Source organism: Tistrella arctica, from assembly GCF_039630945.1.
Classification (GTDB): Bacteria; Pseudomonadota; Alphaproteobacteria; order Tistrellales; family Tistrellaceae; genus Tistrella; species Tistrella bauzanensis.
The window spans coordinates 373,503-399,996 of the sequence record NZ_JBBKTV010000004.1; the positions used below are offsets into that span (position 1 = coordinate 373,503).

The 26,494-nt window shown below is 67.3% G+C and carries 25 protein-coding genes; 15 read left to right on the forward strand and 10 right to left on the reverse strand.

All coding sequences use genetic code 11. From position 1 onward, the window contains the following. Positions 1–57: 57 nt before the first annotated feature. Entirely contained in the window at positions 58–699 is a 642-nt protein-coding gene (locus WG924_RS11175; RefSeq protein WP_345933103.1) for a TetR/AcrR family transcriptional regulator, read from the forward strand. 81 nt (positions 700–780) lie between these two features. On the opposite strand, the gene WG924_RS11180 is transcribed toward WG924_RS11175, so the two are convergent. Beyond that, on the reverse strand, positions 781–2,355 hold the full coding sequence (locus tag WG924_RS11180; RefSeq protein WP_345933104.1) for a class I adenylate-forming enzyme family protein: 1,575 nt from the start codon (positions 2,353–2,355) through the stop codon (positions 781–783). A gap of 193 nt (positions 2,356–2,548) precedes the next feature. On the opposite strand from WG924_RS11180, the gene WG924_RS11185 reads away from it, so the two are divergent. The 10 genes from WG924_RS11185 (at position 2,549) to WG924_RS11230 (ending at position 13,765) form a co-directional block, all read left to right on the forward strand. Beyond that, complete coding sequence (locus WG924_RS11185) at positions 2,549–3,667, forward strand: C4-dicarboxylate TRAP transporter substrate-binding protein (RefSeq protein WP_345933105.1); 1,119 nt, start codon at positions 2,549–2,551, stop codon at positions 3,665–3,667. Beyond that, a complete protein-coding gene (locus WG924_RS11190; RefSeq protein ID WP_345933106.1) occupies positions 3,660–4,157 on the forward strand; it encodes a TRAP transporter small permease in 498 nt (165 codons plus the stop codon). Before WG924_RS11185 ends, WG924_RS11190 begins: the two co-directional genes overlap by 8 nt. Before the next feature lie 15 nt (positions 4,158–4,172). Further along, positions 4,173–5,474 carry a TRAP transporter large permease gene (locus tag WG924_RS11195; protein ID WP_345933107.1) on the forward strand — a complete coding sequence of 434 codons (1,302 nt, stop codon included), beginning with the start codon at positions 4,173–4,175 and terminating at the stop codon, positions 5,472–5,474. Positions 5,475–5,662: 188 nt separating this feature from the next. Beyond that, positions 5,663–7,072: an LLM class flavin-dependent oxidoreductase gene (locus WG924_RS11200; protein WP_345933108.1), complete on the forward strand. Its 1,410-nt coding sequence runs from the start codon at positions 5,663–5,665 to the stop codon at positions 7,070–7,072. Next, positions 7,069–8,268, forward strand: coding sequence for an acyl-CoA dehydrogenase family protein (locus WG924_RS11205; RefSeq protein WP_345933109.1), 1,200 nt, complete (start codon positions 7,069–7,071; stop codon positions 8,266–8,268). The genes WG924_RS11200 and WG924_RS11205 overlap by 4 nt, the downstream gene beginning before the upstream one ends. Before the next feature lie 46 nt (positions 8,269–8,314). Then, a complete protein-coding gene (locus tag WG924_RS11210; protein ID WP_345933110.1) occupies positions 8,315–9,937 on the forward strand; it encodes an ABC transporter substrate-binding protein in 1,623 nt (540 codons plus the stop codon). A 45-nt stretch (positions 9,938–9,982) separates the two neighbouring features. Beyond that, complete coding sequence (locus WG924_RS11215) at positions 9,983–11,008, forward strand: ABC transporter permease (protein ID WP_345933111.1); 1,026 nt, start codon at positions 9,983–9,985, stop codon at positions 11,006–11,008. After that, complete coding sequence (locus WG924_RS11220; protein ID WP_345933112.1) at positions 11,005–11,889, forward strand: ABC transporter permease; 885 nt, start codon at positions 11,005–11,007, stop codon at positions 11,887–11,889. The genes WG924_RS11215 and WG924_RS11220 overlap by 4 nt, the downstream gene beginning before the upstream one ends. Next, the gene (locus WG924_RS11225) at positions 11,886–12,728 is read left to right on the forward strand and encodes an ABC transporter ATP-binding protein (RefSeq protein WP_345933113.1); all 843 of its coding nucleotides are present in this window, start codon (positions 11,886–11,888) and stop codon (positions 12,726–12,728) included. The genes WG924_RS11220 and WG924_RS11225 overlap by 4 nt, the downstream gene beginning before the upstream one ends. Next, complete coding sequence (locus WG924_RS11230) at positions 12,725–13,765, forward strand: oligopeptide/dipeptide ABC transporter ATP-binding protein (RefSeq protein ID WP_345933114.1); 1,041 nt, start codon at positions 12,725–12,727, stop codon at positions 13,763–13,765. Before WG924_RS11225 ends, WG924_RS11230 begins: the two co-directional genes overlap by 4 nt. An 8-nt stretch (positions 13,766–13,773) precedes the next feature. On the opposite strand, the gene WG924_RS11235 is transcribed toward WG924_RS11230, so the two are convergent. From WG924_RS11235 to WG924_RS11250, 4 genes are all read right to left on the reverse strand, one after another. Further along, complete coding sequence (locus tag WG924_RS11235) at positions 13,774–14,091, reverse strand: type II toxin-antitoxin system RelB/DinJ family antitoxin (protein WP_345933115.1); 318 nt, start codon at positions 14,089–14,091, stop codon at positions 13,774–13,776. 103 nt (positions 14,092–14,194) lie between these two features. Next, the gene (locus tag WG924_RS11240; RefSeq protein ID WP_345933116.1) at positions 14,195–15,289 is read right to left on the reverse strand and encodes a DUF892 family protein; all 1,095 of its coding nucleotides are present in this window, start codon (positions 15,287–15,289) and stop codon (positions 14,195–14,197) included. A gap of 21 nt (positions 15,290–15,310) precedes the next feature. After that, positions 15,311–16,555 carry a hypothetical protein gene (locus tag WG924_RS11245; RefSeq protein WP_345933117.1) on the reverse strand — a complete coding sequence of 415 codons (1,245 nt, stop codon included), beginning with the start codon at positions 16,553–16,555 and terminating at the stop codon, positions 15,311–15,313. Positions 16,556–16,614: 59 nt separating this feature from the next. After that, positions 16,615–17,187 carry a DUF4142 domain-containing protein gene (locus WG924_RS11250; RefSeq protein ID WP_345933118.1) on the reverse strand — a complete coding sequence of 191 codons (573 nt, stop codon included), beginning with the start codon at positions 17,185–17,187 and terminating at the stop codon, positions 16,615–16,617. A 276-nt stretch (positions 17,188–17,463) separates the two neighbouring features. On the opposite strand from WG924_RS11250, the gene WG924_RS11255 reads away from it, so the two are divergent. Continuing rightward, a complete protein-coding gene (locus WG924_RS11255) occupies positions 17,464–18,201 on the forward strand; it encodes a TIGR02587 family membrane protein (protein WP_345933249.1) in 738 nt (245 codons plus the stop codon). Then, a complete protein-coding gene (locus WG924_RS11260) occupies positions 18,198–18,644 on the forward strand; it encodes a hypothetical protein (RefSeq protein WP_345933119.1) in 447 nt (148 codons plus the stop codon). Before WG924_RS11255 ends, WG924_RS11260 begins: the two co-directional genes overlap by 4 nt. Positions 18,645–18,697: 53 nt before the next feature. Here WG924_RS11260 and egtD read toward each other — a convergent pair whose 3' ends face one another. Together egtD and egtB are read right to left on the reverse strand one after the other, a co-directional pair. Next, positions 18,698–19,720, reverse strand: a complete 1,023-nt coding sequence (gene egtD, locus WG924_RS11265) for an L-histidine N(alpha)-methyltransferase (RefSeq protein WP_345933120.1) — start codon at positions 19,718–19,720, stop codon at positions 18,698–18,700. A gap of 49 nt (positions 19,721–19,769) precedes the next feature. Continuing rightward, positions 19,770–21,128 carry an ergothioneine biosynthesis protein EgtB gene (gene egtB, locus WG924_RS11270; RefSeq protein ID WP_345933121.1) on the reverse strand — a complete coding sequence of 453 codons (1,359 nt, stop codon included), beginning with the start codon at positions 21,126–21,128 and terminating at the stop codon, positions 19,770–19,772. A gap of 184 nt (positions 21,129–21,312) precedes the next feature. Between egtB and WG924_RS11275 the strand changes: the two genes are divergently transcribed. Continuing rightward, complete coding sequence (locus tag WG924_RS11275) at positions 21,313–21,618, forward strand: hypothetical protein (RefSeq protein WP_345933122.1); 306 nt, start codon at positions 21,313–21,315, stop codon at positions 21,616–21,618. Between the two features lie 56 nt (positions 21,619–21,674). Next, positions 21,675–22,484 carry a lipid-binding SYLF domain-containing protein gene (locus tag WG924_RS11280; RefSeq protein WP_345933123.1) on the forward strand — a complete coding sequence of 270 codons (810 nt, stop codon included), beginning with the start codon at positions 21,675–21,677 and terminating at the stop codon, positions 22,482–22,484. Positions 22,485–22,673: 189 nt separating this feature from the next. Here the strand turns inward: WG924_RS11280 and WG924_RS11285 are convergent, their stop codons facing one another. From WG924_RS11285 to WG924_RS11295, 3 genes are read right to left on the reverse strand one after another with little or no spacing between them, the layout of a single operon-like run. Then, entirely contained in the window at positions 22,674–23,564 is an 891-nt protein-coding gene (locus tag WG924_RS11285; protein WP_345933124.1) for an inositol monophosphatase family protein, read from the reverse strand. Then, entirely contained in the window at positions 23,561–24,544 is a 984-nt protein-coding gene (locus tag WG924_RS11290) for a diacylglycerol/lipid kinase family protein (RefSeq protein WP_345933125.1), read from the reverse strand. The genes WG924_RS11285 and WG924_RS11290 overlap by 4 nt, the downstream gene beginning before the upstream one ends. Further along, on the reverse strand, positions 24,531–26,462 hold the full coding sequence (locus tag WG924_RS11295; protein ID WP_345933126.1) for a YbhB/YbcL family Raf kinase inhibitor-like protein: 1,932 nt from the start codon (positions 26,460–26,462) through the stop codon (positions 24,531–24,533). Before WG924_RS11295 ends, WG924_RS11290 begins: the two co-directional genes overlap by 14 nt. Positions 26,463–26,494: the final 32 nt, after the last annotated feature.

The following is a 26,494-nucleotide window of genomic DNA, read 5'->3' on the forward strand; positions in this document are numbered from 1 at the left end:
GCGAATGTGTACCCTTACGTCAACCCAAGTGAAAATAAATATAGTATTGACGAGTCTATGAAGCAAAAGCTGACGCGATCTGAGAAAACCGAACGAAATCGCGCTGCATTGATCGATGCCGCCGCAGTCGTGGTCGGCAGGGTCGGATATCTGAATGCATCCGTTGCCAAGATCACCCAGGAAGCTGGTCTGGGGCAGGGAACGTTCTATCGCTATTTCGACAATCAGCAGGAACTATTCGATCTTCTCCTGCCGCTCAAAGGGCGGGAGGCGCTGGATCATATCGGAAAGGCCGTGAAAGGGGCGGACTCGTTCATCGAGGTGGAGCTTCGCGCCCTCCGCGCCTTTATTTCCTGGGCGCGCGAACGGCCATGGTTTTTCCGCCTGCTCCACGAAGCGCATATCGCGGCACCTGAAGGATACCGCCTTCATATGGACCATATCAGGACGCGGTTCAGAAGTTCGCTGCGCCGCAGTTGGCAGAACGGCGAATTTCCATCCTTCGGTGAGCATGAGCTGGATACGATTACAGTCACCCTGACGGCGGCACGGGACTATCTGTACAACGAGTTCGCGGCCCAGAGCGATCAGAGCGACGCGGCGCTGGACGACGTTCTGAACACCTACAGGAAGTTGATCACCTTCGGTTTGAGCGGTGCGCCCGGTTTACACGGCGCACCTGGGGCAACCGGGGCGTAAACCCGGCGATCCTGCCGGCACAGGGGTCGCGGCCGATCGCGTCGGCGTCAGCGATCCGCCGCGACCCGGCGGCCTGCCCATCTATTCAAGGCCGAGCCATTCGCGCGCGGTCACGCGAAGCTCGGTTTTGAGGATCTTGCCCATCGGGTTGCGCGGCATGCTGGGGATGGCCACGACATGGCGTGGCACCTTGTAATCGGCGAGCATGTCGCGGCAATAGGCAAGCAGAGCCGAGGTGTCGAGCGTCCGGCCGTCTTTCATCACGACGAAAACGAAGACATCCTCGCCCAGTTTCGGATGCGGCACGGCGACGGCGGCCGCTTCCTCGATGTCGGGGAACTTGTAAATCACGTCCTCGACTTCCATCGAACCGATATTATGGCCGCCCCGGATGATGATGTCCTTCTTCCGGTCCGTGTGGTGGAAGAACCCATCGGCATCGCGATAGCCGATATCCCCCATCAGTACCCAGCCATCCTTCAGGGTGGCCCGGCTGGTTGCGGGATCGTCGAGATAACCCGCGAAGACTGCCGCAGACCGCACCGCGAATTCGCCCTGCACGCCATCGGCAACCTCGGTTCCGTCGTCGGCGACCAGTTTGACCGCGGTATAGGGCCCGGCGCGGCCCACGGACCCCATCTTGGACAGCGTATAGCGCGGATAAAGAATGGTGCCGGTGGCGCCGGTTTCCGTTGAGCCGAAGGTCTGAGCCAGCCCGACCTCCGGAAAAAATTCGGCAAGCTGCCGGATCGGCGTCAGCGGCATCGCGGCACCGCCATAGATAAACAGGCGCAGCGCGGGCGGGCGTTCCGGTTGAACCCGCATATGCTCAAGAAGGAAGATATAAAAGGCGGGGACGCCATAATATATCGTCGAACCATAGGTCTTCATGCGGGCGAGACTGTCGGGGATCGACATGCCGGCATCGATGATCGCGGCGCCGCCTGCCGAGAGGATTGGCAGGATCACGCATTTCGTGCTGGCGGTCGTGAAGATCGGGAAGAAACTCTGGAGTCGGTCTTCCGGCCGGAGGTCCAGCATGGTTCTGTAGATATGCGCCGCGGCGGCGGTGCGGCCATGAGTGACGATCGCGGCTTTGGGCGCGGCGGTTGTCCCGGACGTGAACATGATCTCGCTGATGTCGTCCGGCGCGAGCTGCGGCCAACCGTCCGCATCGGGGGCGCCCAGGTTGAGAATGGACTTGAAATCAGCGGCGCCGTTGCCGTTCTCCATCAGAATGATCTCGCGAAGCGCCGGCAGATCGCCGCGGACGCGGTTCACCGTCGGGGCCAGCCGGTCGGCCGCCAGAATGACCGAACAGGCGGCACGCCGTGCGGCGTCGAGCAGCTCGCGCGCCGTATAGCGGGCATTGAGCGGGACGAACACGGCACCCAGCAGGTTCGCCGCCAGGATCGCCACGATGGCCTGACAGGCATTCTCGTTGTCGGCGAAGATCCCGATCCGGTCGCCCCGCGCCACCCCTCGGCGCCGCAATCCGTCGGCAAACCGCAGGATGTCTGCACGCAGCGCGCCATAGCTCCGACTGACCTCGACACCGGCGCTCGCCGTCGCCACAAGCGCCAGGGCATCCGGAGACGTCTCCGCATGCGCCAGAATCCTGTCGACAACGGGTCGGGCGATGACCGTCGCAGGCATGTCCTCGGGACCGGGTAAATAATCGTCTTGCATTGGCACCTCCCGTCTGCACCGAAATCTTTCCACTTGGTGCATTGTCTTTTCGAAATGCATCCTCCAGGCCAGAACGACCTGAAGTTTCAGACGCGCCGCGAATCTCCACGCCGACGGTCAAGTATTGCCGGGCGGCCCTGTCCGTCAACAATAAAATGAATTGCGAACCGCCATTCATTTTGATATGCCAATCAGGGTGCGAGGAGGAACCGCAACGACGGCGCACCATCTGGGAGGAAAAAAAATGAAGCGATTTATGACAGGAATTGTGGCTGCACTGACCGTCGGTCTGGGAGCGACCAGCGGTTGGGCGGAAGAGTATCCGGCGATGACGCTCAACATGGCGCATTTCCTGCCCGAGACTTATGCGGGCGTGGAATGGGAACGATGGTGGGCCGATCAGGTCGCCGAACGATCGGGCGGCGCCATCACCATCGAGATTTTCTGGGGCGGCACGCTGGGGGGCGCGACCGAGATCCTGGAACTGGTCGGCTCGGGCGCGGTGCCTCTTGGGGTGACGGCGCAGGGCTACTTCATGTCGGACCTGCCGGTGGCGGGAACCGCCGGCAATCTGATGATGCGGACCCATGCCGATCCTGCCGCGGCGCTCGACACCTGGCGGCAGTTCCAGCAGGACCCCCAGGTTCAGAAGGAACTCAAGGATGCCGGGGTCATCGAGCTGACGGCACAGGCCCCGAATCCTTACAAGCTGACCTGTGCCAAGCCGGTGCGCACCCTGGAGGACATCAAGGGGCTGCGGATCCGCGTGCCCGGCGCCTATATGCCGGAATGGTGGGCGTCGCTGGGTGCTGTGCCGGTGAACGTCCCGCTGGCCGAGCAGTACGAGGCCATCCAGAAGGGGACGGTCGATTGCGCCTATTCCCCCCATGACCAGATCTTCTCGACCAAGCTCGACGAGGTCGCGAAATACGCCATCGATCTCAGCACCGGTTCGCATGTCACCTGGAATATTTTCATGAACCGGGATGCCTATGAGGCACTGCCCGAGACCGTGAAAACGCTGTTCCAGACTGTCAGCGACGACATGATGGCCCGGATGGTCGCGGCGTATGACAAGCTCGCGCGCGACACCGTCGAGGTCACGATGCCCGCAAAGGGTGTCGAACTGGTGCATTTCGACGATGTCGACAAGGTCGACGCCGCGGCCCTGGACACCATCGATCTCTGGGTCCAGCGACTTGGCGAGCAGGGCCTTGGCGATGCGGCGGAACGCCTTGCCCCGATCCTGCGTGAAAAGCGCGAATCCTTCGATGATTAAGACGGCGGCTCGCCTGATTGAGGCGACGTCTCTGGTGGTGTGCGGTCTTCTGATCGCCGCCACCATGATCATTGGCGCGCTGGATGTGGTGTTGGGCCTCGGCTTCAATCATTACATCGCCGGCAAGGTGGAGCTGAGCGAAGTCATGATCGCTGCGGCCACCTTCCTGGCGCTGCCCGGCGTGACCTGGCACGCGACCCATATCCGGGTCGATATCGTGTCCCGGAATTTTCGGGGGTGGTTCAGGGTGTTCGGCGACGTCGTCGTGACCGTGGTCGCGTTGGCGACATGCGCATTCTTCTCCTATACCTCGTGGCTCGCGTTCGAAAGCAGTTGGGCCAAGACCGAAACCGCGCAAGGCCTGCTGCCTGTGCCGGTGTATCCGGTCAAGTTCGCGGCTTTCGCGGCATTCGCCATATGCGGCCTGATCGCGATCGTCCAGTTCCTGCGTCTCGTCGTGAAGCACCGATCTCATAAGAAAATCGTCTAACAGAGGCGGAACATCATGGATGCCCTGACGAATGGTGGCCTCGCGATCGCCGCCCTGTTGCTCCTGTTGTCTTTTGGCGTGCCGATCGTATGGGCCATGTCCCTGGTCGCGGCGTCCGGAATGTATCTCGTCGCCGGCCCGGTCTTTGCCATCGCGACGTTCAAGACGCTGCCGGTGGCCACGGTTTCGAACTACTCGCTGGTCGTGATCCCGATGTTCCTGCTGATGGGGTCGTTCTGTTTTCGCGCGCGGATTATCGAGGGCCTGTATGACGCCGCGCACCGCTTTACCGCCCGCACCAAGGGCAATCTGCTGATCGCGACGGTTCTGGCCTCCGCGGCCTTTGCCGCCGCATCCGGCTCCAGCCTGGCGGCATCGAGCATGTTTGCGCGCGTGGCGATGCCACAGATGCTGAAATACAAATATGCGCCCGGCGTGGCCGCCGCCTGCATCGCGGCCACCGGCACCCTGGCCGCCATCATTCCCCCGTCGGTCGCGATCGTCATCGTCGCGTCCCTGACCAGCCAGTCCGCCGGCAAACTGCTGATCGCCGGGGTTCTGCCGGGCCTGCTGACGGCCGCGGTCTATGTCGTCGGGATCAAACTCTTTCTGCTGCGCTTCTCCGACTGGGCGCCGGATACCGACGAACGGTTTTCCTGGCGGGAAAAGATCGTCGGGCTCAAATCGGTGTGGAGCGTGGTGGTCCTTGGCGGTTTCGTCATGGGCGGGATCTATGTCGGCTGGTTCTCGCCGTCTTCGGCGGGTGCCGTCGGCGCCGCCGGCGCGCTGCTGATCGGCCTGTCGACGCGCACGATAAAACTGCCCGGCATCTGGGACTCGCTGGCGGAATGCGCCTATGGCACGGCGCGCCTTCTGGCCATCATCGTCGCGGGGCTGCTGTTCAGCCGGTTTCTGGCGGTCAGCGGTTTCATCACCACAATGAACACGACGATCGCCGAGCTCGGGGTCTCGCCGTTCACACTGATGGCCTGCATGATCGCCATCTATCTGATCCTCGGCATGTTCGTGGACTCTCTGTCGCTGCTCGTCATCACCTTGCCGACGCTTTTCCCGATCTCTCAATCCGTCGGGCTGGATCCGGTCTGGTTCGCGATCATCTCCATCAAGCTCGTCGAGATTGCCGCGATCACGCCCCCGGTGGGGTTGAACCTGTTCGCGGTCCTTGGCGCCACGGATGCAGTCTCGTCGGCTCAATTGTTCAGGGGGATCGTGCCCTTCATCGTTCTGGAACTGGTCACATTGACCCTGCTGATCGCGTTTCCTGTGATCGCAACCTGGTTGCCGAGCCAGATGTAGCGCCCGGCATGCGGGCTTCAAAAGCGGTGCCGTCAAAAATACAATTCGCCTGTAGGCATAGCCGATCTGTCCGCAGTATCGTCTTACGGGACAAATGCGCGTGACCGGCGGGTGGCGCGCCGGGGATCGATCGGGGCGGGTGCGTGGTTCAGGTACGGGCGGGGCAGACAGAAGAGGCGGACGGGCCGGTGGGGGCCGGCCGACAGATCCGGTTGAACGCGTTCGAGATGAACGCCGTCGGGCATATCGCCCATGGGTTGTGGCGGCATCCGCGCGACCGGGCCACCAGCTATACCGATATCGGCTGGTGGCAGGATCTGGCGCGGTGTCTTGAACGCGGGCTGTTCGACGGCCTGTTTCTGGCCGATGTCAGCGGCATCTACGACGTTTACAAAGGCGGGCCGGAGACGGCGATCGCCCATGCCATGCAGGTGCCGGTGAACGACCCGGCGATGCTGGTGCCGGCGATGGCGGCGGTCACCCGTCATCTGGGCTTCGGCATCACCGCCAATCTGTCGCAGGAGCCGCCCTATCTGTTCGCGCGGCGGATGTCGACGCTGGATCATCTGACCCGCGGCCGGATCGCCTGGAACATCGTGACCGGCTTTCTCGACAGTGCCGCGCGCGGGGCGGGGCAGGGCGCGCAGATGGATCACGACGCCCGTTACGACCGCGCCGACGAATATATGGAGCTGGTCTACAAGCTGTGGGAGGCAAGCTGGGACGACGACGCGGTGGTCTCGGACCGCGTGGCCGGCATCTATGCCCGGCCTGATCGGGTGCGCGCCATCCACCATCACGGCCGGTTCTTCGATCTGGACGCGATCCATCTGTCGGAGCCGTCGCCGCAGCGCACGCCGGTGCTGTTCCAGGCCGGGGCATCGGCGCGCGGGCTGGCATTCGCCGCCACCCATGCCGAATGCATCTTCATTCCCACCACCGGCCGCGGCAGTGCCGCCACCCTGACCGCGCGGATCCGCGCCGCGGTCGCCGCCGCCGGCCGGCACCCGCGCGACGTGAAGATCTTCGCCTCCCTGATGACCGTGATCGGCCGCACCGAGGCCGAGGCGCGGGAGAAATTCGAAGACTATGGCCGCTATGCCGCCGCCGAGGCGGGGCTGGCGCAGCTTGCCGCCGCCACCGGCATCGATTTCGCCCGCTTCGCGCCCGATGAGCCGATCGTGGTGACGGGCGAGGCCGGCAATGGCATCCGGTCGCTGGTGGCGCAGCTTGGCGCCGGCGATGACGGGCCGCCGACCGTGAACCGTCTGCTGGCGGGCATGACCCTGGGCGGGCGGTTCAAGCCGGTGGTCGGCACCCCTGAGCTGGTGGCCGACGAGATCGCCGCCTGGATCGCCGAGGCCGATATCGACGGCTTCAACCTGATCCGCACCGTCACCCCTGATTGTTTCGCCGATGTCGCCGACCTGCTGGTGCCGGTGTTGCAGGAGCGCGGGTTGTACAAGCACGGCTATGGCGACGGCACCCTGCGCGACCGGCTGTTCGGCCAGGGGCCGCGCCCGGCGCCCGGCCACCCTGCCGCGGCGTTGCGACAGCCGGCCACGCCCTCGACACCTGCCGCGGAGGACCGCCCATGACCAGCCTGTCCGAGGGGGATATCGGCCCCCGCAGCCATGATGCCTGGATGGCACTGGCCGGCGAGGTGGCGGCAGTTCTTGCCGCCGACATCGCCCGCCGCCACCGCGACCACACGCCACCGCATGACCAGATCCGGCTGTTGAAGGCAAGCGGGCTTGCCACCATGGCGGTGCCGGCAGCGTCTGGCGGCGGCGGCGCCCGCTGGTCGACGGTGGTGGCGGTGGCGCGTGAACTGGCGGCTGTCGACGGCTCGGTCGGCACCCTGTTCGGCTATCATTCCATGGGGGTGCTGCATCAGAGCATCGGCCGGCCGGCGCTGGCCGGGCCGCGCCTGGCCGAGATCACGCGCGACCGGCTGTGGCTGGCCGGCGTCACCAACCCGCGCGACGACGATGTTCGGGTGCGGCCCGATGGCGGCGATGTGGTGCTGGATGGTACCAAGAGCTTCTGCACCGGGGCCGCCTTCGCCGACCGGCTGGTGGTCTGGGGCCGGCGCACCGATACCGGCGCGCCGGTTCTGGTCTATCTGCGCGGCGACGCGCCGGGGCTGCGCTGCCATCACGACTGGGACAGCCTGGGGCTGGACCGCGCCGACAGCGGCGGCTTCACGCTCGACGGGGTGCGGGTGCCGGCCGCCGACATGCAGATGGAAGACCGCGACGGCGTCGACGCCTTCGCGGTGGCGGCCCGCACGCCGGTGAACCAGCTCACCTTCGCCAATCTGTATCTGGGCTTCGCGCTGGGCGCCTTCCGCGCCGGCCGCGACTATGTCCGCACCAGCACCCGGGCATGGCCGGCATCGGGTGTGGCGCGCGCGGCCGACGACCCGCTGGTCGTGTCTCAATTCGGCGAATTCTGGATCGCGATACAGGCGGCCATGGCCCTGGCCGATCGCGCGGCGGGCAAGGTCGATGCCATGCTCGGCGCAGCCCCACGGTTCGATGCCCAACTCCGGGGTGACGCGGCGGTTGATGTCGCAACCATAAAAGTATTATCTAGCCGCTTGAGTCTTGACGTCGCGACCAGAATCTACGACGCCATGGGGGCGCGTGCGACCCATAACCGCCATGCCTTCGACCGGTTCTGGCGTGATGCCCGCACCCATACGCTGCACGACCCCCTGGCCTACAAGATCCTGGAGATCGGACACTTCGCTCTGAACGCGCGCCTGCCCGAACCGCAGGCCTATAGCTGAGATGACATCAGACCGGCTGAACCGGTCGAGCTGGAGACGTTAGAGAATGATGGATCGGCGCGATTTCCTGAAGACCGGCGCTGCCGCCGGCTTGTTTCTGTCGGTGGGTGGTGTCGCCATGCCGCTGGGCCGGGCCTTTGCCCAGAGCGCCGACGGCGCATCCCTGCGGGTTCTGGCCGAGGACGGCCCCAATTCCCGCGACCCGCATGGCGACGGCGTCAACCGGGCGTCGCTCGGCGCCTTCACCAACATCTATGACCGGCTGATCAATTTCGACCGGATCGAGGTGTCGCCGGGGCTGTATCGCTATGACTACAGCCGCTTCAAGGGCGAGCTGGCCGAACGGTTCGAGGTGCTGGAAGACGGCAAGGTGCTGGTCTTCCACCTGCATCCTGATGCCACCTTCCATGACGGCAAGCCGGTCACCGCCGCCGATGTCGTCTGGTCGCTGGAACGCGGCATCAACCTGCCGGCATCCAAGCGCCAGCTCGGCACCGGCTCGATCGTCTCGGCCGATCAGTTCGAAGCGGTCGACGACCACACCGTGCGGCTGAGCTTCCCGCGCGCCGACCGTTACACCCTGCCCAATCTGGCGCTGACCTTCGCCTCGGTGCTGAACAGCGAGCTGGTGCGGTCGCATGCCACCGAGGCCGATCCCTGGGGCACCGAATGGCTGCGCAACAACGCCGCCGGCAGCGGTGCCTTCAAGGTCGAGAGCTGGACCGCCGGCCAGCAGGTGATCTACAGCCGCTTCGACGACTGGAAGGGCGGCGCGCTGCCGCAGATCCGCCGGGCGCTGGTCCAGGTGGTGCCGGCGGCCCCCGGCCGGGTGGCCGCGGTCACCCGCGGTGACGCCGATGTGGCGCTGCAACTGCCGCCCAAGGATGTGGCCGCGATCGATGCCGATCCGAAGGTGAAGCTGATCTCGCTGCCGGTCACCAACAGCTTCCGCTTCGTTGCCTTCAACACCCGCACGGCCCCCTTCGACGATGTCCGCGTGCGCCAGGCCATCGCCTGGGCGCTGCCTTACGACGACATGTTCCAGGGCGCGATCTTCGGCCGTGGCATGCCGCTTTATGGCGCCGCATCGGGGACACCCGAAGGCTCGGCCTTCCCGCAGCCCTATCCCTATCAGACCGATCTGGACCGGGCGCGGGCGCTGCTGGCCGAAGCCGGGCTCGGCGACGGCTTCGAGACCACCTTCAGCTACAATGTCGCCGATGCGGTGACCGCCGATCCGATCGCGCTGCTGGTGCAGGAACAACTGGGCCGGATCGGCATCAAGGTGACGATCGAAAAGGTGCCGACCGCCAATTGGGGCACGCTGCTGACCGAAAAAAAGGTGCCGTTCTATGTCGAGGGTTCCTCGGCCTGGTTCAACGATCCGGACTATTTCTTCCGCATCTTCTTCCAGGGCGACTGGCGGTGGAATTTCGGGTCGTTCCAGAATGCGGAACTGGCGGTGCTGGTCGAGAAGGCGCGCTGGGAAACCGACAAGGACACCTATGACGATCTGATCAAGCAGGCGATCGAAATCGTGTTCCGCGAGCTGCCGATCATGCCGCTGTGGCTGCCATCCTTCGATGCCGCGATGCAGCCGGCTGTGGACGATTTCACCTATTACATTCATGGTCAGGTCGACTTCCGGCCGCTGACCAAATCCGCCTGACCTCTGCGGTCCGGCCTTCACCGTCAACCGGAGCCCGTGCCACCCGTGCCTGCCCTTCTGAGCTTCATCGGCAAGCGCAGCCTGGCGACCCTGCCGATCCTGGCCGGCGCCCTGGTGTTCACCTTCGTGGTGATGCGGTTGCTGCCGGCGGACCCGGCCGCTTTCCTCGCCTCGGGTCCCGGCATGGGGCCCGAGGAGATCGAGGCGATCCGGGTCAATCTGGGGCTGGACCGCAGCATTCCCGAACAATTGCTGATCTATGCCGGCGATATACTGCGCGGCGATCTGGGCCGGTCGTTCACCACCGGCGAGACGGTGGTGGACGATCTGGCGGCCCGGCTGCCGGCCTCGCTGGAACTCACCGTCACCGGCTTTCTGCTGGCGATGCTGGTGGCGCTGCCGCTTGGCATCGCCGCCGCGGCACGGCCGGGGTCGTGGATCGACCATCTGTGCCGGATCATCGCCACCGCCGGCACCTCGCTGCCCAGCTTCGTGATCGGGCTGCTGCTGATCCACATCTTCTATTTCAACCTGGGCTGGGCGCCGGAACCGGTCGGCCGCTTCGACATGATGCTGTTTCCGCCGCCGGTGGTGACCGGATCGATGGTCATCGATGCGGTGCTGGCGGGGGATGGCGCGGCCGTGCGATCGGTTCTGGGGCGGATGGTGCTGCCCTGCCTGACCATGGCGCTGTTCGCCCTGGCGCCGCTGGCGCGCATCACCCGGGGTGCGATGATCGGCGTGCTGGCATCGGATTTCGTGGTGGCGGCGCGGGCGGCGGGGCTGCCGCGCCGGATGGTGCTGTGGCACTATGCCCTGCACAATGCCGCGGTGCCGATCGTCACCACGCTGGGGCTGGTGTTTTCGTACATGCTGGGGGCCAATGTTCTGGTGGAAAAGGTCTTTGCCTGGCCGGGCATCGGATCTTATGCGCTGGATGCGGTGATGAATGCCGATTACGCGCCGGTGCAGGGTTTCGTGCTGCTGGTGGCGGTGGCCTTCGCGCTGGTCAACCTGCTGATCGATATCCTGTACGGGCTGATCGATCCACGGGTGGGGCGGATGGGATGACCGTGACCGCCGATCCCCACCCCCCCGCGCCCGCCACCACCCGCAGCCGCGTCCGCCGGTTGCTGGCGCTGGCCGTGGATAATCCGCCCGGCTTCCTGGCGCTGCTGGTGGTGGCGCTGATGGTGTTCGCCGCGGTTTTCGGGCCGGCGATCGTGCCGCATGATCCGCTGGCGACCAATGTCGCCCACGGGCTTGAGCCGCCATCGGCCGGCCACTGGTTCGGCACCGACCAGCTTGGCCGCGACATCTTTTCGCGCGTCGTGGTCGCCACCCGGCTGGATCTTGCGATCGCGATCTCGGCGGTGGGGCTGTCCTGTGTGGCCGGCACCGCCGTGGGCGCGCTGTGCGGCTGGCGGGGCGGCTGGCTGGACCGGGGCGTCGGCCGGCTGGTCGACGTGCTGATGGCATTTCCGCTGTTCGTGGTGGCGATGGCGATGGTGGCGGCGCTGGGCAACACGGTTGCCAACATCGTCTGGGCGACCGCGATCATCAATCTGCCGTTCTATATCCGCGTCACCCGCGCCGAGGTGGCGGCACGGCGCGATGCGGCCTGGGTGCAGGCGGCGCGGCTGGGCGGTTACGGCGATATGCGGCTGCTGTTCACGGTTCTGCTGCCGGCGCTGCTGCCGGTGCTGGCCATCCAGGTGTCGCTGAACCTGGGCTGGGCGGTGCTGAACGCGGCCGGGCTGTCGTTCATCGGCCTGGGCGTGCGCCCGCCCGCCGCCGAATGGGGCATCCTGACCAGCGAGGGCGCCCAGTTCATCATGACCGGGCAGTGGTGGGTGGCGGTGTTTCCGGGGCTGGCGCTGTTGATGGCGGTGTTCGCCTTCAATCTGGCCGGCGATGCGCTGCGCGATCTGCTGGACCCGAGGCGCCGGTGACAGTGCCGCTGCTGGACATCCATGATCTGGCCATCGGTTTCGCGGGCAGTCCGCGCCCGGCGCTGGATGGCGCCAGCCTGTCGATCGGCCCCGGCGAGACGCTGGGGCTGGTGGGGGAAAGCGGGTCGGGCAAATCGGTGACGGCGCTGGCGGTGCTGGGGCTGCTGCCGCCGGCCGGCCGCGTTATCCGCGGCCGGATCAGTTTCGATGGCGTGGACCTGACCGCGGGCGGCGAGGCGGCCGTGGCGCCTTTGCGCGGCCGGGCGATCTCGATGGTGTTCCAGAACCCGCGCCGGGCGTTGAACCCGCTCAGGCGGGTGGGGCGGCTGATCGGCGACGTGCTGCGCGCCCATGCGGGCCAGGGAGAGCAGGGGCGGGGGGACCACCGGCATCTGCGCGGCGCCCGGCTGCGCGCGCGGGTGGTGGAGCTGCTGGCCGCGGTCGGCATTCCCGATCCGGCCCGGCGCGCCGATGCCTATCCGTTCGAATTGTCGGGCGGCATGTGCCAGCGGGTGATGATCGCGATCGCGCTGGCCGGCAATCCGCGGCTGCTGATCGCCGACGAACCCACCACCGGGCTCGATGTCACCACCCAGGCGATCATTCTGGATCTGATCGACGATCTGGCGCGGGCGCGCGGCATGGCCACGATCCTGATCACCCATGATCTGGCGGTGGCGGCCGAACGCTGCCGGCGGCTGGCGGTGATGCGCGATGGCCGGGTGGTCGAGGCCGGGCCGACCGCCCGGTTGCTGGCAGCCCCCGCCCATCCCTATACCGCCGCCCTGATCCGCGCCACCCCCGGTCCCACCACCCGGATCGAGGATCTGGGCGCATGACCATCGCCATCACATCGCAAGGGGCGCCGCCGCTTCTGGCGGTCACCGGGCTGGTGAAGACCTTTTCAGCCGGCGGCCGGCCGCCGCAGCGGCTGCATGCGGTGGATGGCGTCGATTTTACCCTGGCGCGGGGACAGGCGCTTGGGCTGGTGGGGGAAAGCGGCTGCGGCAAATCCACCCTGGCGGCGATACTGGCCCGGCTGACCGATCCGGATCGTGGCCGGATCCTGTTCGATGGCGTCGACCTGACGGCGGTGCCGGCGCGCCGTGCCGCCCACGCGCCCTGGCGCCGGCGTATCCAGATGGTGTTCCAGGATGCCGGCGACAGCCTGGACCCAAGGCTGACCGCGATCGAGGCCGTGGCCCGGCCGCTCGCCCGGCTCAACGGCCTGCGGGGTGCCGCACTCACCCGTGCGGCGGCCGAGGCGCTCGACCGGGTGCACCTGCCGGCCGCCCTGTTCGGCCGGCTGCCGCATCAGCTCTCGGGCGGGCAGTTGGCGCGGGTCGGGCTTGCCCGCGCCATCGCGCCGGGGCCCGAACTGTTGATCCTCGACGAGCCGACCTCGGCGCTGGATGTCTCGATCCAGGCGGTGATCCTGCGGCTGATCGACGATCTGCGCCGCGAACTGGGCCTCGCCTGCCTGTTCGTCTCTCACGACCTGAACGTGGTGCGGATGATGTGCGGCGAGGTGCTGGTGATGTATCTGGGCCGGGTGGTGGAGCAGGGGCCCGCCGATGCGGTTTTCGACCACCCGGCGCATCCCTATACCGCCGGCCTCGCCGCCGCGATCCCGCGGCTCGACGGGCTGAGGCACGAGAGCGCCGCCCCCGCCGCCCGCCGCCGCATGACCGGCGAACCGATGAGCCCGATCGACCCCGATCCCGACCGCTGCCGCTTCGACCCGCGCTGCCCGCTGGCCTTCGACCTCTGCCGTCAGCGGATGCCCGTGCTCACGCCCCAGGCCGGCACGCCAGCCGCCCCCGACGCACCCCCCCATCTGGCCGCCTGCCATCTGGCCGGCGGCACCGGCGGTTGAGGTGCCGCTCAAGAACGGGCACGGCGCTTCCTGTCGATCAGCGCCTGTGCCTCGTCCATGACCTGTTGGTGTGCCATGGTCTGTGCGTGTAACTTTGTCGGCCGAATGTCATCCAGCGCTTCCAGTACCTTGTCTCGAAACCAGGCATCATAGGCAACGGGATCTGCGGTCAGGCTGGCCGGAAGTGCCTTCTCCCGGACCACGCGGGTCAGCAGGATCCGCACGGCGTCCGAGACCGTCAGGCCCAGCCCTGCCAGCGTCTCGGTGGCGTCGGCCTTCAGTTGCTCGTCGACGCGAATATGAAGCATGGTGGTCCGCGCAGGCATAAACGCCTCCCTTGATGACGTCTTATCATGCATCTCGATTGAGATGCATGATAAGAGAGGCGCGGCGCCAGGGCAGCGCGCAGGCGGCGGACGGGTCGCGCCGTCAGCCGGTGTCCTCGCGGCCGGTGGCGCGGAACTCCAGATGGGCCAGCAGCACGCCGCGCAGGTTTTCGGCCAGCCATGCGGCCATGGCGCGTTCTTCCGACAGGCTGGTCTGCAACAGCTTGGCGGCCTCGGCCTGATCGGCGGCGGTGGCCAGGATCACCAGGCTTTCATAGGATGCGATCTCGAAATTCGCCATGCCGAACATCGCCAGGCTGTTCTTCAGGATTTCGTCATCCTTGGTGGCGTTCATCCGGGTTGCCAGATCCCCGGCGGTCGCCATCATCATGTCCTTCATCGACGACCGGTCGTGGCCCAGCCCGTCCAGTATGGCCTCCACCCGCTTCAACTGGGCGGTCTTGTCCTGCTGATGGGCCTGCAGCCGCTCGGCCATCTGCGGATAGCGCTTCAGGCGGGGCAGTTGCGCCTGAAGCATCGCTTCGCCCTGGCGGATGGCGGCATGAATGTCGCGCAGGCCCTTGATCAACAGGTCGCGGGCGTGGTCGCGGGTCTCGCTCATGGCTTTCTCCAACGGGTCATAGCCGCTGTCCTGCACCCGGCCGTCGCTGCGCCGATATAGCAGCGCCACCTTGCGCGCGGCCAGCCGGCGGCCGACCGCTGCCAGATCCAGGCCGCTCTTGCGGACAGTCGGGAACATCTCGTCTTCCTCATCCTCGACGTGATGTTCGATGGCGTGGCGCAGCGCATGCACGTCCTGATCCGGCGGCTCGCCGCGGCCCAGGGCATTGTCGATGCGCAGCATGATCTCGCGCGCCTCGCCATGCTCCTTGCGGCCGTGTTCGGTCAGGTCGTCGCGGCCGGTCGCGGCGGCGGCTGCGGGATAGAAGATCTCTTCCTCGATCTCCATATGCCGCAGCAGGGCGCGGCACAGCCTGCGCACCAGCGCGGCCTTTTCGGCCGGATCGGTCTGTTCGTCACAGGCATCGAACATCGCCATCGCCTCGCGATGGTCCTGTTCCAGCAGCAGGGTGGCGTCGGGCGCCACCTTCTTGCCCGCGATCAGCATGGCCGACAGCGACACCGGGTCGCCCATATGCCAGTCGACCGTGTGGTCGGTCACCTCGGTCACAGTCATGATTGTCGTCCCTGTTCCGGTTCAGCGCAGGCGGCGGGCATAGGCGGTCTGCGCCGCCCCGGCATCGGCGCGCAGCGCCTCGACCGGATGCGGCCCCTCGGTCTCCAGCCGGTATTCGCCACCGTCGCGCCGGGCGCGATCGATGACGTCCTCGGTGGGCACGCCTTTCGCGTTGACGGTGCGGTTCCATTTGAAATAGCGGTCGTTATCGGGCAGATCGGCGACCGGCACGAAGGCGCTGTCCTTCGACGTCAGATCGACCTGACGCGCCAGCACGTCGCGGATGAAGGCCTTGTTCTCCTTGAACGCCACCGTCTGGCCGATGTCCTGGGGCAGCAATGCCTCAGGGTCGCGCTTCTCCACCTTGCGCATCAGCTCGCAGGCGACGCGCAGATGTTCGATCTCCATGGCCAGATGCAGCTCATAGATCGCCTTGACCCGGGGGTCGATCTCGTCCTGCATGAACGAATAATACATCCAGCATTCATGATACTGATGCAGGACCAGATTCTCGAACCAGCCGACGGTCGGGTCCAGAATGCTCTCGTAATGGGTGACGTGCTGTTCCTCGATCTGGGCGATTTCCAGATAGGTCGCGCGCGCCAGCGGCTCCATATAGCGGTTGCCGATGTTCATGTAGAAATTCATCGTCTGCTGTTCGGCCGACATGATGGTCAGCGCGTTCAGCACCGATTGCGGATCGGCGGCAAGGGCGGTCATCGGCCGGCGCAGTTCGTCGCGCGGGTCGCGATGCTCATAGATCGTCGGCCGCCCGGGCATGATCTCGGTCAGCCGGTCGGTGATCTCGTGGGCCTTGCGGCCTTCCAGCATGCCATAGAGGTTGGCATAGCGGTAAAGATGGTCGAAATCCTCCAGCAGACCGAATTCATAGACCTGTCGCAGATAGGGGTCCGGCTCGTGCTGGGCCACCCAGGCGGTCAGATCCACCGCCACCTGTTCATAGCCCAAGGTCACCTCCAGCGTGGTTTCGTCGCCGGGGATCAGCCAGTTCATCACCTTCTGCTGCTGCGCCTCGATCCGGCGCATCAGTGACAACTGCTTCTTGATCTCGGGGTCCAGCGTGTTGCGCGCCATCTGGTGCGAGAACATCACCGCCTCGACCTCAATGCCGTTCATCACGATGCCGCGGCAGCGGCTATAGGGGTGGACCGCGTCTTTCTTGTAGGGCTCGACGTTCAGCTCCGCCCAGTCGCGGCACTGCTTCTCAAGAGGAATACCCTTTTCCTTCAGCGGATTGAATGCCATCGGTCGTCTCCGGTCGGAATGGTAAGGGGCGGATCGGGATGTCCGGGCCGGGCGAGGGCTCAATAGCCCTGGCCGCGGGCCATGTCGCGCACCGCGTCCAGATGGCGCTCCACCGTGTCGGCGATGTCCTCGGCCACGTCGCGCAGCGCTTCGTTCTCGCCATTGCCGGCATAATCGCGATGCAGCTTCAGGGCCTGTTCATGGGCCGTTACCTGCATGTCGACATACAGCCGGTCGAACTGCCCGGTCGGGATCTCGTTCAACCGCTCAAGAAGCGCCATGCGGCGGTCGTCGAGCTGTGTCGGCACGCTGATATCGCCGCCGATATCCGCCAGGGTCTTGCGCAGTCGCTCGCTGGAATTGGTGTGGTCCAGCACCATCCGGCCACCGAATGCGCGGATGTCGTCGTTCTGCGATTTGTTGCGGGCAAGCTTGCCCGACTGGATCTCGAAGATGTCCGACAGGGTCGCCTGGTCGATATAGCTCTGGGTCGACATCGGCGCGGTCTGGGCGTCTGCCGCAACCGCCATGCCGGCCATCCCGGTGGCGAGGGCGATACCCGCCGCACCGGCTGAGGGCAGCCGGCTGAGGGCGGCCCGCAGCGACGCTGCGGCGATCAAGCGGGGGAACATGATGGCGCCTCCGGTTGCGTGGTGATGATGTGGGCTGTTCATGGCCAGTCCAACGCGGTCCGGCGGCGGCGGTTCCGATGCCGGGGAACGGAATCGGGTCGCCCACGGTTTTGTCAGCATCTTCAACCGGCCGGTGCATCCGGGCCTTCAGGGAGGTCGGAGGTGAGCCGATCGGAAACGGGCGATGCCAACGCGGTGGCGACCGGCGATCACACGCTGTTGATCGGTCTCGGCCGTGCCGCCGCCGGCGCGCTGCTGTTCACGCTGCCGATCCTGATGACCATGGAAACCTGGTGGCTGGGCTTTTCTGTCGAGCCGCTGAGGCTGGCGCTGCTGCTGGTGATGACCCTGCCTTTGCTGGTCGGGCTGTCGCGGATCGGCGGCTTCCGCCGGACCAGCAGCATTCTTCAGGACGGCGCCGATGCCTGCATCGCCATCGCCATCGCGGCATTGGCCGCTACGGGCCTGCTGTGGGTGTTCGGGGTGCTGTCGCCCGAGATGCCGCTGTCGGAAATCATCGGCAAGATCGCGGTCCAGATCACGCCGGGCGCGATCGGCGCCATGCTGGCGCGCAGCCAGCTTGGCTCCAGCGGCAACGACGCGAAGCGATACCAGATGGAAGATAGCTATCCCGGCGAATTGTTCGTGATGGTGGCCGGCGCGCTGTTTCTGTCGTTGAACATCGCCCCCACCGAGGAAGTCCTGCTGATCGGCTATCAGATGTCGATCTGGCAGCAACTGGGCCTGCTGGTCCTCACGCTCGCCCTGATGCATGGCTTCGTCTATGAGCTGGACTTCTCCGGCAGTGCCAGCGTCACCCGCACCGGCGGGTTCTGGAGCCTGTTCCTGCGTTTCACCATCGCGGGCTACGTTCTGGTGGCCCTGGTCAGCCTGTATGTGTTGTGGACCTTCGGCCGGCTGGACGGCACCTCGGCAATCGACATCGTCAGCATGGTGGTGGTGCTGTCGTTTCCCGGCGCCATCGGCGCCGCCGCCGCAAGGATCATTCTATGACCGATGGCACAGGCGATGGCCGGCATGACCCGCGACCGCGCGGCGATGCGCCGGATGACGACGCGCCAACCCCGCCGGGGCCCTGGGAATGGGCGATCGGCGCGATCGGCGCCGCCCTGCTGGTGGCGATGGTGGTCTGGCTGCTGGTCCAGGCGATCACCACGCCTGCGGGCGTGCCGGCGATCCGGGTGCAGCCGACCGTGGTCGCCGCCGCCGGTGAGGGCTGGGTGGTGACCTTCGAGGCCTGGAATGACGGCCCGCGCACGGCATCGGCGGTGGAGATCGAGGGTGTCATCACCGATGGCGGCGCGGTGGTGTCGCGCGGCCGCAGCCGGCTGGATTATCTGCCCCCGGGTTCGGTCCGCAAGGGCGCGATCCTGTTCGACCGCGATCCGCACGGGCTGCGGGTGGAAATGCGGGCGCTGGGCTATGCCGACCCGTGATCCGGCCAGCATCCCTGTGTCACCCGCATCCATTTGTCACCCGCATCGATGGGTCAATGGTTCTGGATCAGGTAGTGCAGGCTGAACAGGCGCTCGGGGTCGGTCCAGCAGGCATCGGTGCGCCAGCCGCCGCGACGCGCCAGCCGGGCGAACCCGGCCGGCGTGTATTTATGGCTGTTCTCGGTGTGGATCGTCTCGCCTTTCCGGAAGCGGATGCCGCGCCCGGCCACCTGCACGATCTGGTCGGCCAGGCTTTCCAGATGCATCTCGATCCGGCCGGCATCGGCGCGCCAGATGGCGCGATGGGCGAAGCGGTCCAGCCTGAAATCGGCCGCGGCCTCGCGGTTCAGCCGGGTCAGCAGGTTCAGGTTGAAGGCGGCGGTGACGCCCTCCGGGTCGTCATAGGCGGCGATCAGCCGGGCGGGATCTTTCTCAAGATCCACGCCGACCAGCAGATGGCCGTCATGGCCCAGCATGCAGGCGGCGCGGCGCAGGAAGGCGACCGCCTCGTCGGGCAGCAGGTTGCCGATGGTCGATCCGGGGAAGAAGCCCAGCCGGCGGCCGGCCGTGCCGGCTGGCGCATCGTCCAGAGGCAGGGTGGTCATCTGCATGAAATCGCCATGCACCGGTCGCACCGTCAGCCCCGGATGGTCGCGGGCGAGCGCCGTGCTTGCGGTCATCATGTGGTCGGCTGAAATGTCGATCGGCACATAGACCGCCGGATCGCGCAGCGCATCCAGCACCAGCCGGGTCTTGACCGACGCGCCGCTGCCGAATTCGACCAGCGTGGTGCCGCGTCCGGCGCGGGTGGCGATCTCGGCCGCCTGCATATGCAGGATCCGGCTCTCGGTGCGGGTGGGGTAATAGGCGGCGAGGCCGGTGATGCGGTCGAACAGGCGTGAGCCGGCGGCGTCATAGAACAGGCGGGGCGGCAGACATTTGGGGGTGGCGGTCAGGCCCGCCAGGGCGATCGCCGCAATGTCGTCGCCGGCGCCGTCTGCGGCGGTCGGCCTGTCTGGAGCGGCCGCGGCCGGCGGTGGCGTGTCGACGCGGGGGGCAGTGGTGGTCTGGCGCATGGGACTGGTCCTCGACGAAGGCGTGGCAAGGGGCTTGCGGCATGCGGGTTCAGGCATCGGCGGCCAGCCGCAGCCCGGCAAAGGCCCAGCGCTGCCGGGGATAGAAGAAGTTGCGATAGCTGGGCCGGATATGGTCGCCGGGCGTGACGCAACAGCCGCCGCGCAGCACCATCTGATTGGCCATGAATTTGCCGTTATATTCGCCGATCGCACCGACCGGCGGCTTGAAGCCGGGATAGGGGCCATAGGCGCTGCTGGTCCATTCCCAGACATCGCCATAGATCTGCGCGGGCCAGGTGGCGGCGTGATCGGCCGGCATCGGCCGCAGCGTGCCCTGCGGCAGCAGATTGCCGATAACCGGTGCCTGTGCCGCCACCACCTCCCATTCAGCTTCCGTCGGCAGCCGGCAGCCCCGGAAGCGGGCGAAGGCGTCGGCTTCGTACTGGCTGACATGCACCACCGGGGCGTCCAGATCCACGGGCTCGGGGCCGCGCAGGGTCATCGTCCACCACGGACCATCCTGTTCGGGACGGAACCAGTAGAGCGGCGCGGTCCAGCCTTCGGCCTCGGCCTCGGCGATGCCGTCGGACAGCCAGAATTCGGCGCGGCCATAGCCGTCCTCGGCGATGAATTCCAGCCAGTCGCCATTGGTCACCGGCCGGCTGGCCAGCCGGAACGGCCGCAGCAGCACGTCGTGGCGTGGTCCTTCGTTGTCATAGGCGAAGTCATCGGCATCACCGGCCGCCGGATCATGGCCGATGGCGTGGATGCCGCCGTCATGGTCGATCCAACCCGGCGCCTGTGGCCTCGATGCCACGGCCATCGTCGCGGCGCTGTCCATGGCCCCGGCACTGTCCATCGTATCGGCCGGCAGATAGGCGGGCCGCAGCGGGTTGCACGAAAACAGGTGCAGGACGTCCATCAACAGCAGTTCCTGATGCTGCTGTTCGTGATGAATACCGGTTTCGATCAACGGGTCGATGCGGGCGCGCAAGCCTGCATCCGCCCGGTCCAGCAGCCCGGTCACGGCATGGGTCACGCTGTCGCGCCAGGCCAGCACCCGCGCCAGCGGCGGCCTTGTCAGCAGGCCACGCTGCGGCCGCGGATGGCGGCTGCCCAGGCTGACATAATAGGAATTGAACAGATGGTCGAAACCCGGGTCGAACGGCCGGTAGCCGGGCAGGAACGACATCAGCACGAAGCGTTCGAAAAACCAGGTGGTGTGCCCCAGATGCCATTTGGTCGGGCTGCAATCGGGCATCGACTGCACGACCTGATCCTCCGGATCGAGGGGGGCGGCCAGGGCCTCGGTCTGGCGACGGACCGCCCGAAACCGCGCGGTCAGATCGGCGCGGGCGATGTCGGATGGCGCGAAAGGCAGGGTCGTGTGCGGGCTTGGTCCGTCCATGGTCATCATCTCCACCGGCAGGGGCCGGAGATGAACCCCTTGATCCGGCCCTTGTTCCACCGCCACAGGGCATCGCCGGCTCCGGCCGGCCTCGGATCGCCGTGGAACAAATCGCTTGGCCATCCGTTATGGGGGTCGAACCGCGTCGGTCACGGCGCGGACGCCATAGGTTTCGGAGAGTGACATGACCGACGACCGGACAGCCACCAATCGCCTGAACGAGGATCTGTCCGCGCTCAAGCGGCAGGTCCGTGATCTCGCCGACCGGCTGAGCCACACCGCCCATGACAGCACCTCGCCTGAGGCGATGCGCGCGGCCCGCCGCCGCGCCGCCCAGTTGAGCGGCGGCGCCCGCCGGATGACCCGCGAGCACCCGCTGACCACTGGCCTGGTGGTCGCCGGTGTGGTGGGCCTTGCCGCTTATTGCCTGGCCTGCAGCCACCATGACGACGACGACGGGCCGGGCGATGGCCGCCGTCACTGGTACTGATCGCGGCATCGCCGCCATTCGGACCCCCCTATTCAATGCCTGAACGGAGTATCTCCATGCGCAAGCTCGCTTTGATGACCGCCACTATTCTTGCCGCCGGAACCCTGGCGGGCGCCCCGGCCTTCGCCGCCGGCACCAGCGGCACGCCGGTCGGCAATCAGCCCGACGCGGCGGCCATGCCGACCACCCGCGATCCGGGCAACACCACGGCCGAGCGCAGCGAGGTGAACCGCACCGCGGTGGCCGACGAAGATCCCGAGGATCGGGCCGAGGACCGCGCCGAGGCGCAGGAACTGGTGTCGCGTGCCACCGACGTCGTCCAGCAGATGACCCAGGACGGCAATGTCATGACGCTGCTCGCCAAGGCCAAGGGCGTGTTCATCATTCCCGATTACGCCGAGGGCGCGCTGATCGCCGGCGCGCGTGGCGGCGAGGGCGTGTTCGTGGCCAGGCAGGGCGACGAATGGAGCAACCCCGCCTTCTATGACATGGGCGGCATCAGCCTTGGCGCCCAGGTCGGCGGCCAGTCGGGCCCGGTTGCCTTTCTGCTGATGAATGACGAGGCGGTGGACCGCTTCAAGCGCGGCGACAGCTTCTCGCTGAACGCCGAGGCCGGCTATACCTTCGCCGATGCCAGCGACGGCGCCCGCGCCTCGACCGGTGAGCGTCAGGTGGTGATCTGGTCGGGTGTCGAGGGTGCCTTCGCCGGTGCCGCCGTCAGCGTCGGCGACATCTCATGGGACGAGGAGCAGACCGCGGCCTATTACGGCGACACGATCGGCACCGACGCCACCGCCGGCGACATCATCGAGGCCAACCCCGACAGCGAGCGGGGCAGCGAACTCCGCCAGGCGCTGAGCAGCTGAGCGCCTTCCCGCTGACGGTGACGGCCGGCATCCCGCTCTCCGGGTGACGGCCGCCGCCCTATGCCGCGCGCCCTCGCCGCACGGCAGACAGAACCCGCCCGGATCCGTGCTCCGGGCGGGTTTTTATGGGACAGGGTGGGCGGTACGAGGGCGGGTGGTGCCAGCGCAGGCGACGGCAGGATGGGGGGCTCAGGCCGGCTCGTCCTGGCCCGCCACGCCGGGGTTGCCGGCCATCCAGCCGGCGCCATCGGCCGATCCCAGGATCAGCCCGCCCCGCCAGTCGCGCAAGGGTGTGGCGACGAAGCCCTCGAAGGGCTGCCATCGCTTGCCGCGCCCGCGCGTCAGAACCTGACCGCCGGATTCCTGGACCAGCAGAATGCCGCCGGCAACATCCCAGATATTGGGGCTGTTGAAGCTGGCGGCTTCCAGCAGCCCCGCCGCCACGAAGGCGCATTCGATGGCGGCCGACCCGGTCTTGCGCAGGTCGTATGGATGGCGGCCGCCGCGGAATTGCGGCACGCCGGCCAGCCGGCGATGGACCATGGGGTTCGACGCCCGCGCCAGGGGCTGGCGGTCGAAATGCAGCCCGCCGCCCAGGCGGGCATGATACACGCCCGATCGCAGCGCATGGCTGGTGGCGCACCACACCGCCGCCACCACCGGCCGGCCGCGATGCAGCACGCCGATCGATGCCGCGAACAGCGGAAAGCCATTGATGAAATTGCTGGTGCCGTCGACCGGATCGACGGCCCAGATCATGTCGAGATCGGTGTCGTGGCTGTCGGCCATCTCTTCGCCGATCACGCCATGCTCGGGGAACCGCGCGGCCAGGCGCTCGCGGATCACGCCTTCCACCTGTTCGTCGACCTCCGACACCGGATTGCGCAGGGTCGCCTCGGTCTCGGCGCCGGTCTTGTAGCGCACCGACAGCAGCGAGCCGAGCCGCGAGGTGATCGCCGCGCCGGCCTGTTCCGCCAGCTCCACCGCCAGCATCTCGATGTCGCGCAGAAGGGATGTGTCCAGTGATTGCCCGGTCGTGGCCAGTGGGCGGTCGGTCATGGCCAGTGGTCGCTCGGTCATTGACTGCCTCTGGCGGTTGGGGGTTGGTCGGGCAGCCGGCCGCGCACCGGCCGGTGCGACGGGTCGGTGACGATCCGGAACGGTTGCGGGTCGCGGTCGACGACCAGTCTGGCACCGGCCGCATCGTCGGTCAGGCGGTCGTCGTCGATGCGCAGCGGGCCATGCAGCCCCGCGACCATGATCATATCACCGATCCAGGGGGACAAGGGCGGTGCCGCCATCGCTTCCCGATCGGGCGTCTCTGGCGCCGCCAGCCAGGCGACCGCCGCGTCGCGATCCGCCGGGCCGATCAGGGCCGCGACGGCACGGCGGTCGTCGGGCCGGATCTCGGGGCCCAGCCACAGCCACGGACCGGTCCAGGGCAGGCAGGGCAGTTCAAGGGCGATCGCCTGAGCATGCCTGTGTATGCCATCGACGGCGATGTCGCAGGACAATGACGGGGCACGCGCCAGAGCCTGGGCCAGCGCCGCCCGGCCGAAGGTGACCTTGGCGATGCCGTGCAGCGGGCGGGGCGGCTGCATCTCCATCGCGGTGATCGTGGCGCCGGCGCCGATGCTTTCAAAATAGGGGATCGGCGGATTGGACCCCAGGCGCACCCGTCCGGCATGAAACGGGCGGGTGTCGCCGGCCAGCAGCCATCGGCGCAGATCGCCCGGCGTGGCCGGCATCCGGGCACCCAGCGCGCCGGCGATGTTGTTGGCGCTGCCGGTGGGCAGGATCGCTACCGGCAGCCGCCGGTCGGGCAGGCGCGCCAGCACCTTGGCGACGGTGCCGTCACCGCCGGCGACGATCAGCGGCCCGGTGGTCGCGGCCACGGCGTCGTCCAGACCATCGGCCTTGGTCGACTGCCACCCGGCGGCCTGGATGCCCTCTGCCGCCAGAACCGCCATCAGCCGCGCGGCTGGCCAGTCGCCACCGCCGGCGGTGGGGTTGTGAAATACCCGCACCACCGGTTGCATCGCCGCGTCAGGGTGCTGCATGACCGACCATCCGGCCGGCGGCCACGACATGAGAGGTCATTGCATCCAGCACCGCCTGACGGCCGGCCATCGGCGGCACGTCCAGGCGCTCCACATCCAGCGCCAGCACCGTGATCTGATAGGGGTGAGGCCTGTCGCCGGCGGGCGGCCGCGGCCCGGTATAGCCGATCGAGCCCCGGCTGTTGGTGCCCTGGCGGGCGCCTTCGGGGTCCTGCAATCGCGGATGGGTCGGCAGGCCCTCGCGCAGCGCCGACAGGTCGGCCGGGATGTCATGAATGATCCAGTGCACGAAGGGCACCTGACCGCTGGGCGCGGCCGGGTCGGTCGCGGCCGCGTCTTCCATGATCACCGCGAAGGACCGCGCGCTTTCAGGCGCGCCCTCCCAGGTCAGTGCCGGCGAGGCATCGTCGCCCCGGGCGCGGTTGGTGTCGGGGATGGTGCCGCCATCGCTGAACCCGGCGGTCAGGGCCAGTTCGGCGGCGCCATCCGGCGCCAGATGATCCAGCGCCATCACCGGTTCGGCCATCGCTGGATTCTGTGGTGCCAGTTTCTGCGGCACGGGCTTCTGCGGCACGGGCGTCCGCGGCGGGGCCGTCGGCGCGCCATCCTTACCCTCGGCGCTGATCCGATAGATCACGCCCTGGGTGTCGTCGGCCACCATGATCGCGCCATCGGGGGCGATGGCGATCCCGGTGGGGCGTCCCAGCATGCCATGACCGCCATCCTGGCCACTGACCAGGAAGCCGGTCAGAAACGGCGTGATGCCGCGCAGTTTGCCGTTGTCGAAATCGATGCGCACCACCTCATAGCCGCTGGGTGGCTGGCGGTTCCACGATCCGCGCATGGCGGCGAAGGCGTCGCCGGCCACGTCGGCGGGCATGCCGTGGCCATCATGGAAGGCCATCTGCATCGGCGCCGCATGGGCGGTATAGCCGGCGACCGCCGGGGTCGACAGCCGGATCCAGTCGTCGATGCTCATCCCCTGCGGCGGATCGGCGCGCGGGGTGGGGTTGTTGAAATCCACCACATGCGGCCAGCCATAGCGGCGGCCCTGCTCGATGCGGTTCACCTCCTCCATCTGGCCGTCATCGCCCAGCCAGTCGATGCCGTGATCCAGGCCATAGAGCGCGCCGGTGCCCGGCTGCCAGTCGAAGCCGATGGTGTTGCGCAGGCCCGAGGCGAAAATCGTCCGCGACCGGCCATCGGGCGTGGCACGCAGGATGGTGGCGTGTTCGGGGTTGGTCTCGTCGCAGGCATTGCAACTGGACCCGACCGAGATATACAGCATGCCGTCGGGGCCGACCGCCAGGCTGCGGTTGGCATGCTGGCCGCCATCGGGCAGGTCGTCGATGATCCGCTCCAGCCGCCCGAAGCTGCCATCGGCCAGCACGTCGGCGACATAGACATCGCGCACCGTCGCCAGATACACCCGGTTGCCGTCGAAGGCGATGCCGTGCAGCCCCGGCCGGCTGGCGACGGTGACCGGCGCCCGGGTGGCGCCGTCATCGCCCTGCCGCAGCATCACCACGTCGCCAAGCTGGCGCCGGGTGACATACAGAACGTTATCGGGCAGCACGCCATCGGGCGAATAGGCCAGCATGCGCGGGTTGATCAGGTCGCGGGCATAGACCTCGACCTCGAAGCCCTCGGGCACCGACAGCCGGCCGGCCAGATCCTGGTCCGAGGGGGGCAGGGGGATGGCCGCAGGCTCGACCACCGATCCGGTGATGCGCACCGCACCGGGTGTCGCGCCGCGGGTGGCATCGGGGGCGGCCGATGAACCGGCGCTGTCGGCGCCGGGGGCGGGGGCCGACGCTGCCGGGGCCGCTGCCGCCAGCAGAAGCGCCAGCGCCAGACCGATGGCCGCGCCGCCGGGCGCCGGCCATCGCTTCGGATATCGGGGACGGGCACAGATCATGGCATCCTCTCGCCTTGCAGAGCGTGATCAGG

Coding starts and splice junctions, on each gene's coding strand:
- WG924_RS11175 (WP_345933103.1), top strand. CDS start 58: ATGAAGCAAAAGCTGACGCGATCTGAGAAAACCGAACGAAATCGCGCT.
- WG924_RS11180 (WP_345933104.1), bottom strand. CDS start 2,355: ATGCCTGCGACGGTCATCGCCCGACCCGTTGTCGACAGGATTCTGGCG.
- WG924_RS11190 (WP_345933106.1), top strand. CDS start 3,660: ATGATTAAGACGGCGGCTCGCCTGATTGAGGCGACGTCTCTGGTGGTG.
- WG924_RS11195 (WP_345933107.1), top strand. CDS start 4,173: ATGGATGCCCTGACGAATGGTGGCCTCGCGATCGCCGCCCTGTTGCTC.
- WG924_RS11205 (WP_345933109.1), top strand. CDS start 7,069: ATGACCAGCCTGTCCGAGGGGGATATCGGCCCCCGCAGCCATGATGCC.
- WG924_RS11210 (WP_345933110.1), top strand. CDS start 8,315: ATGATGGATCGGCGCGATTTCCTGAAGACCGGCGCTGCCGCCGGCTTG.
- WG924_RS11220 (WP_345933112.1), top strand. CDS start 11,005: ATGACCGTGACCGCCGATCCCCACCCCCCCGCGCCCGCCACCACCCGC.
- WG924_RS11230 (WP_345933114.1), top strand. CDS start 12,725: ATGACCATCGCCATCACATCGCAAGGGGCGCCGCCGCTTCTGGCGGTC.
- WG924_RS11235 (WP_345933115.1), bottom strand. CDS start 14,091: ATGCCTGCGCGGACCACCATGCTTCATATTCGCGTCGACGAGCAACTG.
- WG924_RS11240 (WP_345933116.1), bottom strand. CDS start 15,289: ATGACTGTGACCGAGGTGACCGACCACACGGTCGACTGGCATATGGGC.
- WG924_RS11245 (WP_345933117.1), bottom strand. CDS start 16,555: ATGGCATTCAATCCGCTGAAGGAAAAGGGTATTCCTCTTGAGAAGCAG.
- WG924_RS11250 (WP_345933118.1), bottom strand. CDS start 17,187: ATGTTCCCCCGCTTGATCGCCGCAGCGTCGCTGCGGGCCGCCCTCAGC.
- WG924_RS11255 (WP_345933249.1), top strand. CDS start 17,464: ATGACCATGGAAACCTGGTGGCTGGGCTTTTCTGTCGAGCCGCTGAGG.
- WG924_RS11260 (WP_345933119.1), top strand. CDS start 18,198: ATGACCGATGGCACAGGCGATGGCCGGCATGACCCGCGACCGCGCGGC.
- egtD (WP_345933120.1), bottom strand. CDS start 19,720: ATGCGCCAGACCACCACTGCCCCCCGCGTCGACACGCCACCGCCGGCC.
- egtB (WP_345933121.1), bottom strand. CDS start 21,128: ATGGACGGACCAAGCCCGCACACGACCCTGCCTTTCGCGCCATCCGAC.
- WG924_RS11275 (WP_345933122.1), top strand. CDS start 21,313: ATGACCGACGACCGGACAGCCACCAATCGCCTGAACGAGGATCTGTCC.
- WG924_RS11280 (WP_345933123.1), top strand. CDS start 21,675: ATGCGCAAGCTCGCTTTGATGACCGCCACTATTCTTGCCGCCGGAACC.
- WG924_RS11285 (WP_345933124.1), bottom strand. CDS start 23,564: ATGACCGAGCGACCACTGGCCATGACCGACCGCCCACTGGCCACGACC.
- WG924_RS11290 (WP_345933125.1), bottom strand. CDS start 24,544: ATGCAGCACCCTGACGCGGCGATGCAACCGGTGGTGCGGGTATTTCAC.
- WG924_RS11295 (WP_345933126.1), bottom strand. CDS start 26,462: ATGATCTGTGCCCGTCCCCGATATCCGAAGCGATGGCCGGCGCCCGGC.